Origin of the sequence: Bacillus sp. THAF10 (assembly GCF_009363695.1) — a bacterium.
GTDB lineage: Bacteria > Bacillota > Bacilli > Bacillales > Bacillaceae_I > Sutcliffiella_A.
In genome coordinates this window covers 2,719,606-2,734,006 of record NZ_CP045403.1, presented here as the reverse complement: position 1 = coordinate 2,734,006, position 14,401 = coordinate 2,719,606, and the positions used below count along the sequence as shown (strand labels likewise).

Annotated in this window: 12 protein-coding genes; all 12 read left to right on the top strand. The window is 41.2% G+C overall.

Features of this window, described 5'->3' with window-relative positions:
* Nucleotides 1-3: 3 nt before the first annotated feature.
* The 12 genes from gpr to mtaB all read left to right on the top strand — a co-directional run bounded on the left by gpr (nt 4) and on the right by mtaB (nt 14,364).
* Complete coding sequence (gpr, locus tag FIU87_RS14340) at nt 4-1,134, top strand: GPR endopeptidase (RefSeq protein ID WP_152445225.1); 1,131 nt, start codon at nt 4-6, stop codon at nt 1,132-1,134.
* Between the two features lie 70 nt (nt 1,135-1,204).
* Complete coding sequence (gene spoIIP, locus FIU87_RS14335; RefSeq protein WP_152445224.1) at nt 1,205-2,392, top strand: stage II sporulation protein P; 1,188 nt, start codon at nt 1,205-1,207, stop codon at nt 2,390-2,392.
* Between the two features lie 18 nt (nt 2,393-2,410).
* On the top strand, nt 2,411-2,758 hold the full coding sequence (locus tag FIU87_RS14330; RefSeq protein WP_152445223.1) for a DUF3679 domain-containing protein: 348 nt from the start codon (nt 2,411-2,413) through the stop codon (nt 2,756-2,758).
* Between the two features lie 128 nt (nt 2,759-2,886).
* Nucleotides 2,887-4,722 carry a translation elongation factor 4 gene (gene lepA, locus FIU87_RS14325; RefSeq protein ID WP_152445222.1) on the top strand — a complete coding sequence of 612 codons (1,836 nt, stop codon included), beginning with the start codon at nt 2,887-2,889 and terminating at the stop codon, nt 4,720-4,722.
* A gap of 256 nt (nt 4,723-4,978) precedes the next feature.
* Nucleotides 4,979-6,112 (top strand): radical SAM family heme chaperone HemW, encoded by a 1,134-nt coding sequence (gene hemW, locus FIU87_RS14320; protein WP_152445221.1) that lies wholly within the window; start codon nt 4,979-4,981, stop codon nt 6,110-6,112.
* A gap of 77 nt (nt 6,113-6,189) precedes the next feature.
* The gene (gene hrcA, locus FIU87_RS14315; protein ID WP_152445220.1) at nt 6,190-7,221 is read left to right on the top strand and encodes a heat-inducible transcriptional repressor HrcA; all 1,032 of its coding nucleotides are present in this window, start codon (nt 6,190-6,192) and stop codon (nt 7,219-7,221) included.
* Nucleotides 7,222-7,327: 106 nt separating this feature from the next.
* The gene (gene grpE, locus FIU87_RS14310) at nt 7,328-7,906 is read left to right on the top strand and encodes a nucleotide exchange factor GrpE (RefSeq protein WP_152445219.1); all 579 of its coding nucleotides are present in this window, start codon (nt 7,328-7,330) and stop codon (nt 7,904-7,906) included.
* A gap of 41 nt (nt 7,907-7,947) precedes the next feature.
* Complete coding sequence (gene dnaK / locus FIU87_RS14305; RefSeq protein WP_152445218.1) at nt 7,948-9,777, top strand: molecular chaperone DnaK; 1,830 nt, start codon at nt 7,948-7,950, stop codon at nt 9,775-9,777.
* 339 nt (nt 9,778-10,116) lie between these two features.
* A complete protein-coding gene (dnaJ, locus tag FIU87_RS14300; protein ID WP_152445217.1) occupies nt 10,117-11,244 on the top strand; it encodes a molecular chaperone DnaJ in 1,128 nt (375 codons plus the stop codon).
* A 34-nt stretch (nt 11,245-11,278) separates the two neighbouring features.
* A complete protein-coding gene (gene prmA, locus FIU87_RS14295) occupies nt 11,279-12,220 on the top strand; it encodes a 50S ribosomal protein L11 methyltransferase (RefSeq protein ID WP_152445216.1) in 942 nt (313 codons plus the stop codon).
* Between the two features lie 16 nt (nt 12,221-12,236).
* Nucleotides 12,237-12,989, top strand: a complete 753-nt coding sequence (locus tag FIU87_RS14290) for a 16S rRNA (uracil(1498)-N(3))-methyltransferase (protein ID WP_152445215.1) — start codon at nt 12,237-12,239, stop codon at nt 12,987-12,989.
* Nucleotides 12,990-12,999: 10 nt separating this feature from the next.
* Nucleotides 13,000-14,364, top strand: coding sequence for a tRNA (N(6)-L-threonylcarbamoyladenosine(37)-C(2))-methylthiotransferase MtaB (mtaB, locus tag FIU87_RS14285; protein ID WP_152445214.1), 1,365 nt, complete (start codon nt 13,000-13,002; stop codon nt 14,362-14,364).
* The last annotated feature ends 37 nt before the right edge of the window (nt 14,365-14,401 follow it).

The following is a 14,401-nucleotide window of genomic DNA, read 5'->3' as shown; positions in this document are numbered from 1 at the left end:
ACCATGAATCAAGCTCAACCCCTGGATTTAAGCAAATATCAAGTGAGAACGGACCTAGCAATTGAAGCTAATCAAATGGCCGTGGATAAACAAAATAAGGAGAACCCAAATACCGAACCAGTTTCAACAATTGAAGGTGTGGTAGTCAAAGAACGTGATGAAAACGGCTTGAAGGTTGTCACAGTAACGATTTCTGAAAAAGGAGCGGAAATGACCGGGAAAAAGCAAGGGAATTATTTAACGCTCGAAACAGTGGGAATTAGACAGAAGGATTCGGATTTACAAAAAAATGTGGAGGTAGTGTTTGCGAAGGAATTTAGCGCCTTTTTAAATTCCTTGAATATTTCTAAGGATGCATCATGTCTTGTTGTTGGATTAGGAAATTCCAATGTCACACCTGACGCACTTGGTCCATTGGTTTGTGAGAATCTGTTAATTACAAGTCATCTTTTTAAACTTCAACCAGAATCAGTTCAGGATGGCTTTCGACCAGTAAGTGCGATCATTCCGGGTGTGATGGGAATTACCGGAATAGAAACAAGTGACATTATCACAGGAGTGGTCGAGAAAACAAAGCCTGATTTTATCATTGCCATTGATTCGTTGGCAGCACGATCCATTGAGCGAGTGAATGCTACCATTCAAATCTCTGACACTGGCATTCATCCTGGCTCAGGTGTAGGTAACAAACGAAAAGAATTGAGCCTTGAAACAATTGGGATCCCTGTAATCGCAATTGGAATTCCGACCGTGGTAGATGCAGTGTCGATGGCAAGTGATACGATTGACTTTATTTTAAAGCATTTTGGCAAAGAGATGAGAGAAGGAGATAGCCCTTCAAGATCCCTTGCCCCGGCTGGAATGACCTTTGGAGAAAAAAGAACGCTAACTGAAGAAGACCTACCTGGGGAAGAACATCGTAAAAACTTCCTTGGTATTGTAGGAACGCTTGAAGAACAGGAGAAAAGGAAACTCATTCATGAAGTGCTCTCGCCACTTGGACATAATCTCATGGTTACGCCTAAAGAAGTGGACGATTTTATTGAGGACATGGCAAATGTTGTGGCAGAAGGCTTAAACTCGGCGCTGCATTATCATGTGCACCAAGGAAATGTAGACGCTTATACCCACTAAGCATCATAGTTCTATCTTTTTCCCCTTTCACATACATATAGTAGCAACAAGTATGTGAAAGGGTGAGAAAATGAAGGGCTACCGCTCCTCGCACGTCGTCGTAACAGTAAATGGGACAAGCATTAAAAAAGCAATCGTCGCAGCAATTATCGGATTTTTTCTCTTGTTCGCGGTATCCGGAGTCATGACCTCTCTAAAACCAGAGTACCGGGTCACATCAAGCTCCATCCATGAATTCTCCAAAAAAATAAAGGGTGACTCGTTGCTGTTTATTTTTGGCTATGCAAATGCATATTTCACGCAAGACTTTTCAGAGGAAGCAAAAACACCAGACTTTGCTACTGCTTTATTTGAACTAACTACTAGCTTAAATTTGGACGACCCTAGAAGCATGATTAGAAATGTTATTCCTGGCTTCTCACTCTTTGATGGAGAAATTTTAGTGGCAGGCTCAGGAGTTAACTATACCGACATCCCCATTGAATCCTCCCCGCCAATGGAAGTGTTGTTAGCGGAAAGAGAGGCTTCTGTTGTAGAAATTGAGGAAGAAGAGGATTCAAATACACCACCGCCTGCACAAACGACTGGTGACAAGCGGACAGTGTTCATTTATCATTCCCATTCGAGAGAATCGTTTCTTCCTTATTTGAAGGGAGTAACAAATCCGAACGCTGCTAGCCACAAGGAAGTCAATATAACACGGGTAGGAAAAAGGCTTCAAGAATCTCTAATTCAGCGGGGAATTGGAACGGATATCGACACAACTGATACCGCTCTTGAATTAAGTAACAAGGGCTGGGTGTATGGGCAATCCTATGATGTTACAAGACCAATTGTCAAAGAAGTTATGAATACTAATCAGGATCTTAACTACCTTATTGATGTGCACCGTGATTCTGCAAGAAGAGACCTTACAACTATAACGATAGATGGAAAATCCTATGCAAAGCTCTATTTTGTAATTGGCACAAAAAATCCTAACTTTGATAAAAATCAGAAATTGGCTAACGAAATTCATAAAAAATTGGAGGCAAAATATCCTGGGTTGAGTAAAGGGTTGATAGAACCTACCGGTGCTGGCAAAAACGGAAAATACAATCAGGATCTTTCTCCTAATGCATTGCTTATAGAAGTTGGCGGAGTGGACAATACTTTTGAAGAGATGTTCCGTACTATTGAAATTTTTGCCGATGTGTTTAGTGAAATTTACTGGCAGGCTGAAAAAGTGGATGGAGAACCTGAAGGTGAGGCGCAATAAAGAAAGGTGGGAAGTACGATGAAAAGATTTATGCTAAAGTGTCTGTTTATCTCGTTTGTGCTCTTTCTTGGAGTGCTTCTTGGGATGAAGCAAGCAAATGAAGGCATGCGCAAGATGAAGGGCTATGATGATCCTGCATTTAGTGGTGAGGTTTTTCATGTGGTGGAATCCTCTGAGAACATTTCCTTTTTAGGAACACAATCCAACAATCAGGACATGAAGGCGAAGCAGCAAAAGCTTGAAGATATTAAAGGTCATAATATCCTATCCTCCACTGGAAAAAAACTGGCCGATGGAATGACTGGAATGATGAATGGAATTTTTAACAAGGTGGAAGAGACGATGGAGGAAAAAATGAATGAATAAAGGAAAAGCTTCTACTTGCCCAACAATTGGCGAGTGGAAGCTTTTTTTATTTCATTGAATCTTGTCATTGGTATTGATATAATCAGAAATAGTGTACGTTTTCGAAAGTGTAGGAGTGAATATAGATAATGAACAGAGAAGAACGCTTAAAACGACAATCAAAAATTAGAAACTTTTCCATCATCGCTCATATTGATCATGGTAAATCAACCCTTGCAGACCGAATCCTTGAAAAAACGGCTGCTTTAACGCAAAGGGAAATGAAAAACCAACTATTGGATTCCATGGACCTAGAGCGCGAACGTGGAATTACGATTAAATTAAATGCTGTGCAATTACGCTATAAAGCAAACGATGGAGAAGAGTATATCTTCCATCTTATTGATACACCAGGTCATGTCGACTTTACATATGAGGTTTCAAGAAGCCTTGCAGCCTGTGAGGGGGCAGTCCTTGTAGTAGATGCGGCACAAGGAATTGAAGCACAAACCTTGGCAAATGTGTATTTGGCACTGGATAATGACCTTGAAATTATGCCAGTTATTAATAAAATTGATCTACCAAGTGCAGAACCAGAGCGCGTACGTCAGGAAATTGAAGATGTGATTGGCCTTGATGCATCGGACGCGGTCCTTGCAAGTGCAAAGGCAGGCATTGGTATCGGAGAAATCCTAGAGCAGGTAGTTCAAAAAATCCCTGCACCTCAAGGAGATCCTGATGCACCATTAAAAGCGCTGATTTTTGACAGTCTTTTTGACCCGTATCGCGGTGTTGTAGCTTACATCCGTGTGGTTGAAGGTACGGTTAAGGTTGGCGATAAAATCCGCATGATGGCTACTGGCAAAGAATTCGAAGTAAATGAAGTAGGGGTGTTCACTCCTAAAGCTGTCCAGCTGGACGAGCTAACGGTTGGGGATGTAGGATTTTTGACTGCTTCCATTAAGAATGTTGGAGATACACGTGTGGGTGATACGATTACCCATGCGAAAAATAGAGCAACGGAGCCGCTACCTGGGTATCGAAAATTAAACCCAATGGTATTCTGTGGACTGTATCCAATTGACTCTGCGAAATTTAACGATTTACGTGAAGCATTGGAGAAGCTAGAACTGAACGATTCTGCCCTTCAATATGAGCCAGAAACCTCTCAAGCCCTCGGGTTTGGTTTCCGTTGTGGATTCCTTGGACTTCTTCACATGGAAATTATCCAGGAGCGAATCGAGCGTGAATTTAATATTGATCTAATTACAACAGCACCTTCTGTTATCTATCATGTGCATTTAACAGACGGTGAGGAGCTGCGCGTGGACAACCCGTCTAACATGCCAGATCCACAAACGATAGATCGAGTAGAAGAGCCGTATGTAAAAGCCACGATCATGGTTCCAAACGATTACGTTGGAGCGGTGATGGAGCTTGCTCAGGAAAAACGCGGAAACTTTATCGACATGCAATACTTAGACGATATCCGTGTAAGTGTTATCTATGAAATTCCATTAGCAGAAATTGTGTATGATTTCTTTGATGCGCTAAAATCGAATACAAAAGGCTATGCTTCCTTTGATTATGAATTAATTGGCTATAAACCATCCAAGCTTGTGAAAATGGATATTCTATTAAACAGTGAGAAAGTGGATGCCTTATCCTTTATCGTACACAGAGATTCTGCGTATGATCGCGGGAAGATTATTGTGGAAAAGCTGAAAGAGCTTATTCCAAGACAACAATTCGAAGTGCCAATTCAAGCGACGATTGGTCAAAAAGTTGTGGCAAGATCCAACATTAAAGCGATGCGTAAAAACGTACTTGCAAAATGTTATGGTGGGGATATCTCCCGTAAACGTAAGCTTTTAGATAAGCAAAAAGAAGGGAAAAAGCGCATGAAGCAGGTAGGTTCTGTAGAAGTGCCACAAGAAGCATTCATGGCTGTCCTTAAGATGGATGACAATGGAAACAAAAAGTAAGGCTCTTTTCTATAAGATTGTTGCTATTAACTAGGAAAAAGTCGGCTCTAAGACTTTTTCCAGTCATGAAGTAAAGGGAAATTGCCACATAGTTAACTCTCCCTTCACGAAAAGAGCACGACAGTAACGGTGATGACGGGTGTCTTAACTATACGCAGTAGCAACAAAGTTTGCGAAAACAGCCAAAAGTAAAAAGGAGATACCGCAGGCAGACTGCGGTATTTTTCTATCTTAAATGAAAGAAAGTGTGATATACATGATCAAATCCGCATATTTCCATATCCCATTTTGCCACCATATTTGTCATTATTGTGATTTCAATAAAGTGTTTTTGAAAAATCAGCCTGTGGATGAATATTTGTCTTATATGGATATGGAAATGAAGCATACCGTTGCCAACCATTCACCTAAAGATCTAGAAACCATTTTTGTTGGGGGAGGAACACCAACGGCGCTAAATGAAAAGCAACTGGCTACGTTTCTGGAATCGATTCAGCGCTATTTTCCGGTTGCGCAACTATCTGAGTACACCTTCGAAGGTAATCCTGGAGAGCTGTCATTAGAGAAGCTCAAAATCTTAAAAGCTGGCGGCGTGAATCGGCTGAGCCTTGGGGTGCAGAGCTTTAATGATGATCTTTTAAAGAGAATCGGACGCTCGCATAGAAAAGAGGATGTTTTCACGTCCATCCATTCTGCGAGAAAAGCAGGGTTTGAAAATATCAGCATTGATTTAATCTACAGCCTTCCAGATCAAACTGTTTCTGATTTTAAAGATACATTAACGACCGCTCTTGCTTTAGAAATGGAGCACTATTCGGCCTATTCCTTAATCATTGAACCGAAAACCGTCTTCTACAATTTAATGAACAAAGGGAAACTCCCCCTTCCAACGCAGGAAGAAGAAGCGGAAATGTATGAGGTTTTGTTGGATGAAATGGCGGGTAACGGATATGAGCAATATGAAATCTCCAATTTTGCCAAAGTAGGACTGGAAAGTAAGCACAATATTACGTACTGGAATAATGAAGAGTACTTTGGCATTGGTGCGGGAGCACACGGATTCGTCGAAGGGCAGAGAATAGCCAATCATGGACCACTAAAAAAATACATGGATGCCATAGAGGATTCCGGATTTCCATATAAAGAAACCCATTCTGTGACAAAAGTAGAGAGTATGGAAGAAGAAATGTTCTTAGGACTAAGAAAAGTAAAAGGTGTCTCAGAGTCGCATTTTAAAGAAAAATTCCAAGAAAATGTAATGGATATCTTTAAGAATCCGATAGAGGACAACCTTAAAAAAGGCTTATTAGAACGAAAAGATGGCCATATCCGCCTAACTAGACAAGGGAAATTTTTAGGCAACGAAGTTTTTCAAGCGTTTCTTGATTGACATGTGAATAGGTATTTGGTAATTTATTTATAGAATTAGCACTCGTTTGATAGGAGTGCTAACAGAGGTGATGCTGAGTGCTTACAGAACGACAATTGTTAGTATTACAGGTTATCATTGACGACTTTATTCAATCTGCCCAGCCTGTTGGTTCTAGAACTCTCTCTAAAAAGGATGAGATTTCTTTTAGTTCAGCGACCATAAGAAATGAAATGGCAGATTTAGAAGAGCTAGGGTTTATTGAAAAAACCCATACTTCTTCAGGAAGGGTCCCGTCAGAAAAAGGTTATCGATATTATGTTGATCATATGTTGTCACCAGAAAGACTGACAAAACGAGATGTATTTGAAATCAAGTCTATTTTTAGAGAGCAGATTTATGAACTGGAGAAAACCGTTCAAAAGTCCGCCCAAATCCTATCTGACTTAACGAAGTATACATCCATTATTCTTGGTCCTGGTGCACGGGAACATCGCTTGAAAAACATTCAGATTGTTCCCATCAATACTGAACAGGCTGTGGCTATTATTGTTACAGACACTGGTCATGTGGAAAATCGTTTGTTTACCCTTCCTGCGAATATGGATTCCGCTGACATTCAAAAGATGGTCAACATACTGAATGAACGTTTAGTTGGAGTGCCGCTGTCAGAATTGATTAACCGCTTATATAAAGAAGTGGCAACTCTTTTACGATCTCATATAGGAAGCTATGAAAACATTTTAAAGTCCTTAAGCTCTACCCTTTACATGGAAGAGCAGGATAAGGTGTTTTTTGGTGGAAAAACCAATATGCTTTCACAGCCTGAATTTAATGATATTAATAAGATTCGTTCGCTTATGTTATTGATTGAGCAAGGCAAAGACCTTACGCAGCATATTAGAGCGAAAGAAGCTGGAATATCTGTGAAAATTGGCAGTGAAAACAATATTCCTGGGATGGAGGGCTGCAGTATTATCTCAGCTACCTATTCATTAGGTCCTGAACAGTTAGGAACCATTGCACTATTGGGACCTACTCGAATGGAATATTCTCGTGTTATTAGCTTGCTGCAATTAGTGAGCGCTGATCTTACACAAGCGGTCCATAAACTGTATCAAAAGGAATAACCATGGAGATATTGATTATTGTCAGATACACTTAGGACGGGGTGACCGCTCCGTCCTACGATAATGTCTAAACACCAAGAAAGAACACTTAAGGGAGGTGAAATCATTGGCAAACGACAAGAAAACAGCAACTGTAGAATCTGAAGAAGTAGTGAATGATCAAGAACAACCTGTGACTGAAACAGAAACAATGGAAGAAACAGAAACGGTAGAGGAAGTCGAGATTACTGCACAAGAACAGAAAATTGCAGAGCTTGAGGCAAAATTGGAAGATAAAGAAAACCGTCTTCTTCGCTTACAAGCAGACTTTGATAACTTCCGTCGTCGTGTGAAACTTGACCAAGAGGCTGCACAAAAATATCGTGCACAAAATCTTGTTACAGATATACTTCCTGCCCTTGATAACTTTGAGCGTGCGCTTAAAGTAAACTCTGAGGATGAAAAGATTTTATCCTTCCTTCAAGGAATGGAAATGGTACACCGTCAATTAGCAGAAGCGCTGAAAACGGAAGGCCTTGAAGCGATTGAGGCTGTTGGACAACAATTTGACCCACATCTTCACCAGGCAGTCATGCAGGTAGAAGAAGGGGAAGGGGAATCCAATACAGTTTTAGAAGAATTCCAAAAAGGCTACAAGCTGAAAGATCGCGTAATTAGACCATCTATGGTAAAAGTAAAGCAATAAAAAAATAGAGACTACATATTTTGCAATAGGAGGAAATCAAAATGAGTAAAATCATCGGTATTGACTTAGGTACTACAAACTCATGTGTGGCTGTCCTAGAAGGCGGCGAACCAAAAGTAATTCCAAATCCAGAAGGTAATAGAACAACTCCATCGGTTGTTGCTTTTAAAAACGGCGAGCGTCAAGTTGGAGAAGTAGCAAAACGCCAATCTATCACAAACCCTAACACGATTCAATCTGTAAAGCGTCACATGGGTACAGACTATAAAGTAGAAGTAGAAGGAAAAGAATATTCTCCACAAGAGGTTTCTGCTATCATCCTTCAACACTTAAAGAGCTATGCAGAAGAGTACCTTGGTGAAACTGTTTCGAAAGCAGTTATCACGGTTCCTGCATACTTCAACGATGCAGAGCGTCAAGCGACGAAAGATGCTGGTAAAATTGCAGGTCTTGAAGTAGAGCGTATCATCAACGAGCCAACAGCTGCTGCACTTGCATACGGCCTTGACAAAATGGATGAAGACCAAACGATCCTTGTATACGACCTTGGTGGCGGTACGTTTGACGTTTCCGTATTAGAGCTTGGAGACGGTGTGTTTGAAGTTCGTTCTACTGCTGGTGACAATCGCCTTGGTGGAGATGACTTTGACCAAGTAATCATCGACTACCTTGTAGCAGAATTCAAAAAAGAAAATGGCATCGACCTTTCAAAAGATAAAATGGCGTTACAACGCTTGAAAGATGCGGCTGAAAAAGCGAAAAAGGATCTTTCAGGTGTTACGAACACGCAAATTTCCTTACCTTTCATCACAGCAGGAGAAGCTGGACCACTTCACTTAGAAGTTAGTTTATCTCGTGCGAAATTTGATGACCTTACTTCTGGTCTAGTAGAACGTACAATGGGACCTGTTCGTCAAGCATTACAAGATGCAGGAATTTCTGCTTCAGAGCTTGATAAAGTTATCCTAGTTGGTGGATCAACTCGTATCCCAGCAGTACAGGATGCTATCAAGAAAGAAACTGGAAAAGATCCACACAAAGGGGTAAACCCTGATGAAGTTGTTGCCCTAGGTGCAGCAATTCAAGGTGGAGTATTAACTGGTGACGTGAAAGACGTTGTCCTACTTGATGTAACTCCACTATCGCTCGGAATTGAAACAATGGGTGGCGTATTTACAAAGCTTATTGAAAGAAACACGACAATTCCAACAAGTAAGTCCCAAGTGTTCTCTACAGCAGCAGACAACCAAACTGCAGTTGACATCCACGTACTACAAGGGGAGCGCCCAATGGCAAACGACAACAAAACACTAGGTCGTTTCCAATTAGCAGATATTCCTTCTGCACCACGTGGTGTACCACAGATTGAGGTATCTTTTGATATTGATAAAAATGGTATCGTAAACGTACGTGCGAAAGACCTTGGAACAAACAAAGAACAAACTATCACGATCAAATCTTCTTCAGGTCTTTCTGAGGACGAAATCAACCGCATGGTTCAAGAAGCAGAAGAAAATGCCGATGCAGATAAAAAGCGTAAGGAAGAAGTAGAGCTTCGCAATGAAGCAGATCAGCTAGTATTCACTACGGAAAAAACACTAAAAGACCTTGAAGGCAAAGTGGAAGAAGAAGAAGTGAAGAAAGCAGAAGCTGCAAAAGAAGAACTTAAAGCTGCGATTGAAAAAGGTGACCTAGAAGAAATCCGCACGAAAAAGGATGCGCTTCAAGAAATCGTTCAACAGCTTTCCATGAAGCTATATGAGCAAGCTGCACAAGCGCAACAAGCGGCTGAAGGTGCAGAAGGCGAATCTGCAAAAGACGACAACGTTGTAGATGCAGAGTACGAAGAAGTAAACGACGACAAGAAATAAAAAGAGTCCCCGGACTTTTGATAAGTGAACAAAAGAAAGTCAAAGCCGTGGCTTTGGCTTTCTTTTTATGTATGACCGTAAAGAAGAAAGTTGGGACATTAAGTTTTCAGCAGATGATTAGAGCAAAATGGCGAAGGCTCTTCTCGGGAAATAGCGTGTCTCGGGAGACCACGCAAGGCAAAAGCCTAAGGAGGCTCCCGGACGCGCAGCCATTTTGCGGAAATCATCGCACCGTTTAACAGATTGTTTAATGTAAGTTGCAAGTGAACTTTTATTGCTTTTTCTAGCTTTACAGTGATACAATAACCTTTATGTGAAATGAAACGGGAGTGGGTATTTATGAGTAAACGCGATTACTATGAAGTGCTTGGCGTCAGTAAAAGCGCGTCGAAAGAAGAAATAAAAAAAGCTTACCGCAAGCTATCCAAACAATACCATCCAGACATTAATAAAGAAGCGGATGCTGCTGACAAATTCAAAGAAATCAAAGAAGCGTATGAAGTCCTAAGTGACGAACGTAAAAAAGCACATTACGACCAATTCGGACACACAGATCCTAACCAAGGATTTGGTGGTGGTGCTGACTTTGGTGGTGGATTCGGCTTTGAGGATATTTTTGAAACATTTTTTGGTGGCCAAGGTGGCGGCAGAAGACGTCGTGACCCGAATGCACCTCGACAAGGTGCAGACCTTCAATACACTATGACACTTAGCTTTGAAGAAGCGGCTTTCGGTAAAGAAACAACGATTGAAATTCCAGTAGAAGAGTCCTGTGATACGTGTAACGGAAGTGGCGCGAAGCCTGGCACAAAGGTAGAAACGTGTTCAAATTGCCGCGGTACAGGACAGGAAAGTGTGGAGCAAAACACACCGTTTGGCCGTATCGTTAATAGAAGAACATGCTCCAAGTGTAATGGTACTGGAAAATCGATTCCAAATAAATGCGGAACTTGCCATGGTACTGGGCGGTTAAAGAAACGCAACAAAATCAAAGTAAATATCCCTGCTGGAGTAGATGAAGGACAACAGTTACGTGTTGCAGGTAAAGGGGAAGCGGGTGTGAACGGTGGACCTGCTGGAGACCTTTATGTGGTATTCCATGTTCGCAGGCATGAATTCTTTGAGCGTGATGGCGATGATGTTTATTGCGAAATGCCAGTCACATTTGCTCAAGCAGCACTTGGTGATGAAGTCGAGGTACCGACCCTTCATGGGAAAGTAAAATTAAAAGTACCTGCAGGAACCCAAACAGGAACAAATTTCCGTCTAAAAGGAAAAGGAATTGCCAACGTACGTGGCTATGGTCAAGGCGACCAACACATAAAAATTCGTGTGGTAACACCTGCAAAATTGACGGAGAAACAAAAACAGCTTATGCGTGAGTTTGCCGAAATTAGCGGTCAAACCCCTGACGAAAACGAAGACAGTTTCTTTGCAAAAGTTAAACGTGTTCTAAAAGGTGAATAATAGAAGCTACAATTATGGATTGGAGTTGGTATGAATGAAATGGTCAGAAATTAGTATCCATACAACAAATGAGGCAGTTGAACCTATTTCCAATATACTTCATGAAGCAGGTGCTTCTGGTGTTGTTATTGAAGATCCATTCGATCTCACTAAAGAAAGAGAAGATGTATTCGGTGAGATATACCAACTCAATCCAGATGATTATCCGGACGAAGGCGTCATTATGAAGGCGTATCTTCCCGTTAACAGCTTTTTAGGAGAAACGGTAGACGGTATTAAGGATGCCATCAACAACTTGCTGGTGTTTGACATCGATTTAGGACTAAATAAAATTTCCATCAGTGAAGTCAATGAGGAAGAATGGGCTACTGCATGGAAAAAATACTATAACCCAGTAAAAATCTCTGAAAAGTTTACCATCGTTCCAACCTGGGAAACATATGAACCTGTTAGTACGGATGAGAAAATTATCGAGCTCGATCCTGGTATGGCCTTTGGTACTGGAACACACCCGACAACGGTATTATGTATCCAGGCAATTGAACGAACGGTAAAATCACAGGATAAGGTTATTGACGTTGGGACTGGCTCTGGTGTACTTAGTATTGCAGCAGCCATGCTTGATGCAAAAGAGGTTTTAGCACTTGATTTAGATGAAGTTGCAGTTGAGTCTGCTAAGCTTAATATTAAGCTAAACAAAGTGCATCCGACTGTAACTGTAAAACAAAACAATCTATTGAAAAATGTCGATGGACCTGTAAATGTCGTTGTTGCCAATATCCTTGCAGAAGTGATAGTCAGGTTTACAGATGATGTGTATCGCGTCCTAGAAAATGGTGGAACGTTTATCTCATCAGGTATTATAAGTATGAAAAAGCAGGAAGTAAAAGATGCCCTTATTAAATCTGGCTTCAAAATTGAAGAAACCATGATGATGGAAGACTGGGTTGCCTTTATTGCAAAAAAAGAAGCGTAAGGAAGCGTGATTAATCTTGCAACGTTATTTTATCGATTCTAATCAAATAGAGGAAAGATCCATTACCATTACTGGGGAAGATGTGCATCATATTCTTCGGGTCATGCGGATGAACGTGGGTGATCAACTTCTTTGCAGCCTCTCAGAAACGAAACAAACAGCCCTTTGTAAAATTGCTGAAATTACCAATGATTTGGTAGTTGTCCATATTGTAGAATGGATAGAGGCTAACACGGAAATGCCAGTACGCATTACCATTGCGAACGGGCTGCCTAAAGGGGATAAATTCGAATTGGTTATCCAAAAGGGAACAGAACTCGGAGCAGAGTCGTTTATCCCTTTTAATGCTGCTCGTTCGATTGTAAAATTTGATGAGAAAAAAGGTAAAAAGAAAGTGGAACGCTGGAACAAAATCGCCAAAGAAGCAGCAGAGCAATCACACCGTTCCATGGTCCCAGCAGTAGAGGACCCAGCCACATTCAGCCAGCTTTTAGAGAAAAGCAACACATATACCCATAAAATTGTCGCCTATGAAGAAAGCGCAAAGCAGGGAGAGCGTTCGGCATTCGCCACCGCTCTCCAAAGCATGAAGCAGGGTGATTCCATTCTTATTGTGTTTGGTCCAGAAGGTGGCCTAACAGAAAAGGAAGTCACAACACTTGTAGATCATGGCTTTATTGCATGTGCTCTTGGGCCAAGAATTTTAAGAACGGAAACGGCTCCGCTTTATGCGTTAGCCGCCATTTCGTACCATTTTGAATTAATGTGAGGTGGAAAACATGCCAACAGTTGCCTTTCACACACTAGGATGTAAAGTTAACCATTATGAAACCGAAGCAATTTGGCAGCTTTTCAAAGAAAACAATTATGAGCGTACCGAATTTGAAGGCACCTCTGATGTGTATGTCATCAATACCTGTACGGTTACCAATACGGGAGATAAAAAAAGCAGGCAAGTAATCCGTCGTGCGATCCGTAAAAATCCCGATGCAGTTATCTGTGTGACAGGATGCTACGCCCAAACCTCTCCAGCGGAAATCATGGCTATTCCAGGGGTAGATATTGTCGTAGGTACACAAGATCGTGTGAAAATGCTTGAATATATTGAGCAGTACAAACAAGAACGCCAGCCAATTAATGGTGTTGGAAACATCATGAAAGCACGGGTTTACGAAGAGTTGGACGTACCTGCTTTTACAGACCGCACACGTGCATCGTTAAAAATACAAGAGGGCTGTAACAACTTCTGTACCTTCTGTATCATTCCTTGGGCACGCGGTCTTATGCGCTCTCGTGATCCAAAGGAAGTAATCACTCAAGCTCAACAGCTAGTCGATGCTGGCTACAAAGAGATTGTACTAACTGGTATCCATACAGGTGGTTACGGAGAAGACATGAAGGATTACAATTTCGCCATGCTTCTTCGAGAACTTGACGAAAAAGTTTCTGGTTTAAAGCGAATTCGTATTTCATCTATTGAAGCAAGTCAAATTACGGATGAAGTGATCGAAGTGCTAAACAACTCCGATAAAATTGTTCGTCATCTGCATATTCCAATTCAGTCCGCATCAAACACTGTTCTAAAAAGAATGCGTCGTAAGTATACGATGGAGTTTTTTGCAGAGCGCTTGGATCGTCTGAAAGAAGCACTACCGGGTCTTGCCATTACATCTGACGTTATCGTTGGCTTCCCTGGTGAAACACATGAAGAGTTTATGGAAACCTATAACTTCATTAAGGAGCATAAGTTTTCTGAACTCCACGTTTTCCCATACTCTAAACGTACGGGTACACCTGCTGCGAGAATGACAGATCAGGTAGATGAAGAAGTGAAAAACGAACGAGTACACCGTTTGATTGCCCTATCTGATCAGCTTGCAAAAGAGTATGCTTCCCTTTTTGAAAACGAAGTATTGGAAGTTATTCCTGAAGAAGTCTACAAAGAAGATCCTGAAGCAGGTCTTTATGTTGGATATACGGATAACTATTTGAAGGTAGTGTTCCCGGCGACAGAAGAAATGGTCGGCAAGCTAGTCAAAGTAAAAATCGTGGAAGCTGGATATCCTTATAACAAAGGAAAGTTTGTACGTGTATTAGAGGATGTGCCTCACTTTGATGAAGAAAAGGTTCGTTTGAGTTCTTAGGAAATTTGGTAAAGTGATTCCATTAATATGGAATCAC

Excerpts from the sequence above, each read along its gene's own strand:
- gpr (WP_152445225.1), top strand. The coding sequence starts at position 4 with ATGAATCAAGCTCAACCCCTGGATTTAAGCAAATATCAAGTGAGAACG.
- spoIIP (WP_152445224.1), top strand. The coding sequence starts at position 1,205 with ATGAAGGGCTACCGCTCCTCGCACGTCGTCGTAACAGTAAATGGGACA.
- FIU87_RS14330 (WP_152445223.1), top strand. The coding sequence starts at position 2,411 with ATGAAAAGATTTATGCTAAAGTGTCTGTTTATCTCGTTTGTGCTCTTT.
- lepA (WP_152445222.1), top strand. The coding sequence starts at position 2,887 with ATGAACAGAGAAGAACGCTTAAAACGACAATCAAAAATTAGAAACTTT.
- hemW (WP_152445221.1), top strand. The coding sequence starts at position 4,979 with ATGATCAAATCCGCATATTTCCATATCCCATTTTGCCACCATATTTGT.
- dnaK (WP_152445218.1), top strand. The coding sequence starts at position 7,948 with ATGAGTAAAATCATCGGTATTGACTTAGGTACTACAAACTCATGTGTG.
- dnaJ (WP_152445217.1), top strand. The coding sequence starts at position 10,117 with ATGAGTAAACGCGATTACTATGAAGTGCTTGGCGTCAGTAAAAGCGCG.
- prmA (WP_152445216.1), top strand. The coding sequence starts at position 11,279 with ATGAAATGGTCAGAAATTAGTATCCATACAACAAATGAGGCAGTTGAA.
- mtaB (WP_152445214.1), top strand. The coding sequence starts at position 13,000 with ATGCCAACAGTTGCCTTTCACACACTAGGATGTAAAGTTAACCATTAT.